This is a genomic window from Burkholderia guangdongensis, from assembly GCF_013403875.1.
In the GTDB taxonomy this organism is placed as follows: Bacteria; Pseudomonadota; Gammaproteobacteria; order Burkholderiales; family Burkholderiaceae; genus Burkholderia; species Burkholderia guangdongensis.
In genome coordinates this window covers 1-2,504 of record NZ_JACBNX010000050.1, presented here as the reverse complement: position 1 = coordinate 2,504, position 2,504 = coordinate 1, and the positions used below count along the sequence as shown (strand labels likewise).

At 68.2% G+C, this 2,504-nt stretch carries 3 protein-coding genes; 1 reads left to right on the top strand and 2 read right to left on the bottom strand.

The features are described from left to right. The coding region (locus HZI36_RS26590) for a porin (protein WP_179405629.1) at window positions 1–393 on the top strand (393 nt) is incomplete at its 5' end. Window positions 394–467: 74 nt separating this feature from the next. Here HZI36_RS26590 and HZI36_RS26585 read toward each other — a convergent pair. Further along, window positions 468–1,985, bottom strand: a complete 1,518-nt coding sequence (locus tag HZI36_RS26585; RefSeq protein ID WP_179405655.1) for a class I adenylate-forming enzyme family protein — start codon at window positions 1,983–1,985, stop codon at window positions 468–470. 63 nt (window positions 1,986–2,048) lie between these two features. Continuing rightward, on the bottom strand, window positions 2,049–2,504 hold a 456-nt coding region (locus HZI36_RS26580), incomplete at its 5' end, for a zinc-binding dehydrogenase (protein WP_246327243.1).

Below are 2,504 nucleotides of genomic sequence, written 5' to 3'. Positions count from 1 at the left end.
TTCCCCAGCACCATCGCCTTCGCCGGCCGCAACATCGGCGCCAGCTATCACTTCGACAAGTTCACCGTCAAAGCCGCCTACACCCTCTACAAGGTCGCAGGCTCCTTCGACAACCGCGTGATCTCCGGCGGCGTCGACTACGCGATCACCCCGTCACTCGCGCTCGACAGTGGCGTCTACTACACCCGCGACGGCAACGACTCCAACAACCACTCGATCCTCGGCTCCGTCGGCCTCGATTACTCGCTGTCCAAGCGCACGATGCTCTATTCGCAGATCGCCTACGTGAACAACCACGGTCTGATGGACACCGGCCTCGCGATCAACGGCGCGCCGTTCGGCGTCACCGGCTCGCAGTTCGCCGCCGACATCGGCATCCAGCATTCGTTCTGATGACGAAGTAAACGGCAACGGCCGGCTTCAAAGCCGGCCGTTGCCGTTGTCCGTCCCGACTCAGCCGCCTGCCGTCACGATGACGACGACGGCTTGAACCCATCGCGCAATTCGCGCTTCAGCACCTTGCCGATCGCGCTGCGCGGCAGCGTGTCGACGACGACGACTTCCGCGAGTCGCTGCATCTTGCCCAGCCGCTCGTTCGCCCATGCGATCAGCGCATCCGCCGACGCCGCCGAAGCCGCTGCATCGGCCTTCAGCGTGACGAACGCGACCGGCGTCTCGCCCCACTGCTCCGACGGCACGCCGACCACCGCGACCTCGGCGACGTCCGGATGCCCGACCAGCACCTGCTCGAGATCGCTCGGATAGATGTTGAAGCCACCGGAAATGATCATGTCCTTCCTGCGGTCCATCAGCACGAGAAAGCCGTCCTCGTCGAAGCGGCCGACGTCGCCGGTGCGGATGAAGCGCCGCCCGTCCCGGTCGTACCATTCCGCTTCCGCAGTCTTGTCCGGCTGCCGGTAGTAGCCGGTCATCATCGCCGGCGAGCGGCCGACGACCTCGCCGATCCCGCCCGGCGCGACTTCGTTGCCGTCCGGATCGATCAGGCGCATCTCGTGGCCCGTCACCGGGCGGCCGACCGTGTGCAGCTTGTTCGGGAATTCGTCCGCGCGCAACTCGCACGACGCGCCGCCTTCGGTCATCCCGTAGTACTCGGTCAGCTTGCCCGGCCAGCGGCGCAGCACGTCCGCCTTCAGGCTCGCGGCGAACGGCGCGCTCGTGCAGAACTTGCCGCGAAAGGCCGACAGGTCGTAGCGATCGAAATCCGGATGCGCGAGCAGCCGCTGATACTGCACCGGCACGAGCATGCTGTGCGTCGCGCGATGACGCTGCGCGAGCTCCAGATAGCGCGTCGCATCGAACTTCGGCATCAGCACGACGGTGCCGCCGAGCGCGAGCGTCGGGAAGAAGCTGACGAGCGTCGTGTTCGAATAGAGCGGCGTCGAGATCAGCGTGACCGCGTCGGGCCCGTAGCCGCGATCGAGGCTGCGCTGCGTATACGCGTAGCGCATCGCGTGCGACTGCACGATGCCCTTCGGCATCCCGGTCGTGCCCGACGAGTAGATGATGTTGAATGCCCATTCCGGCCGGATCTCGACCGGCCGCGCGACCGCGCCCTCGGGCGCGAGCCACGCGTCGTAACCGTCGGCCGCGTCAGCCGTGTCAGCCGCATCGAACGCGATCGCGCGGACCCGCGGCGGCGTCTTCGCGGCGGCGAGCAGCGCGCGCGCCGGCGCATCGGCGAACACGATCCGCGCGCCGGCGTTGTCGATCATGCCGGCGAGACTGTCCGGATGCGATGCCGGCGACAGCGGCGCGACCGCCGCGCCCGCGCGCAGCGCGCCGAGGAACGCGACCACGTAGCGGATCGAGCCCGTCGCGCAGATCGCGACGACGTCCTCGGGCTCGATGCCGTCGCGCTGCAGCGCATGCGCGAAGCGTTCGATCATCGCATCGAGCGCCGCGTACGAGATCGTCTCGCCGTCGCAGACGAGCGCGGGATGCTCGCCGCGCTCGACGGCCGTCATGTGGATCAAGTCGGTCAGACTGATGAACGGCGCGGCGGCGATCACAGATATCAAGCTCACGATTTACGCCTCCGGATGCACGACAACCTTGCCCTTCACCTGCCGGTTCGCCATCCGCGCGATCGCGTCCGCCGCGCGCGCGAGCGGCACGCGCTCCGTGATCGCCGGCTTCACCTTCCCCGCCGCGAACCACTCGCCGAGCAGGCGCATGTTCTCCATGTGCTGCGCCGGGTCGCGCCGCATCGCGTCGCCCCAGAACACGCCGAGGATGTCCCGCTCTTTCAGCAGCGCGAGGTTCAACGCGATCTTCGGAATCTCGCCGGCCGCGAAGCCGACCACGAGGAAGCGCCCGCGCCACGCGGTCGCGCGCAGCGCCGCCTCCGTGTACTTGCCGCCGACCGGGTCGTACACGACGTCCGCGCCGCGCCCGCCGGTCAGCTCGTCCACGCGGCGGCGCAGATCCTCGGTCGAATAATTGATCGTCTCGTCGGCGCCCGCTTCGCGGCACAGCGCGAGCTT

What these genes read in the sequence shown, in the direction of transcription:
- HZI36_RS26585 (WP_179405655.1), bottom strand. Translation starts at nt 1,985, where the DNA reads ATGACGGCCGTCGAGCGCGGCGAGCATCCCGCGCTCGTCTGCGACGGC.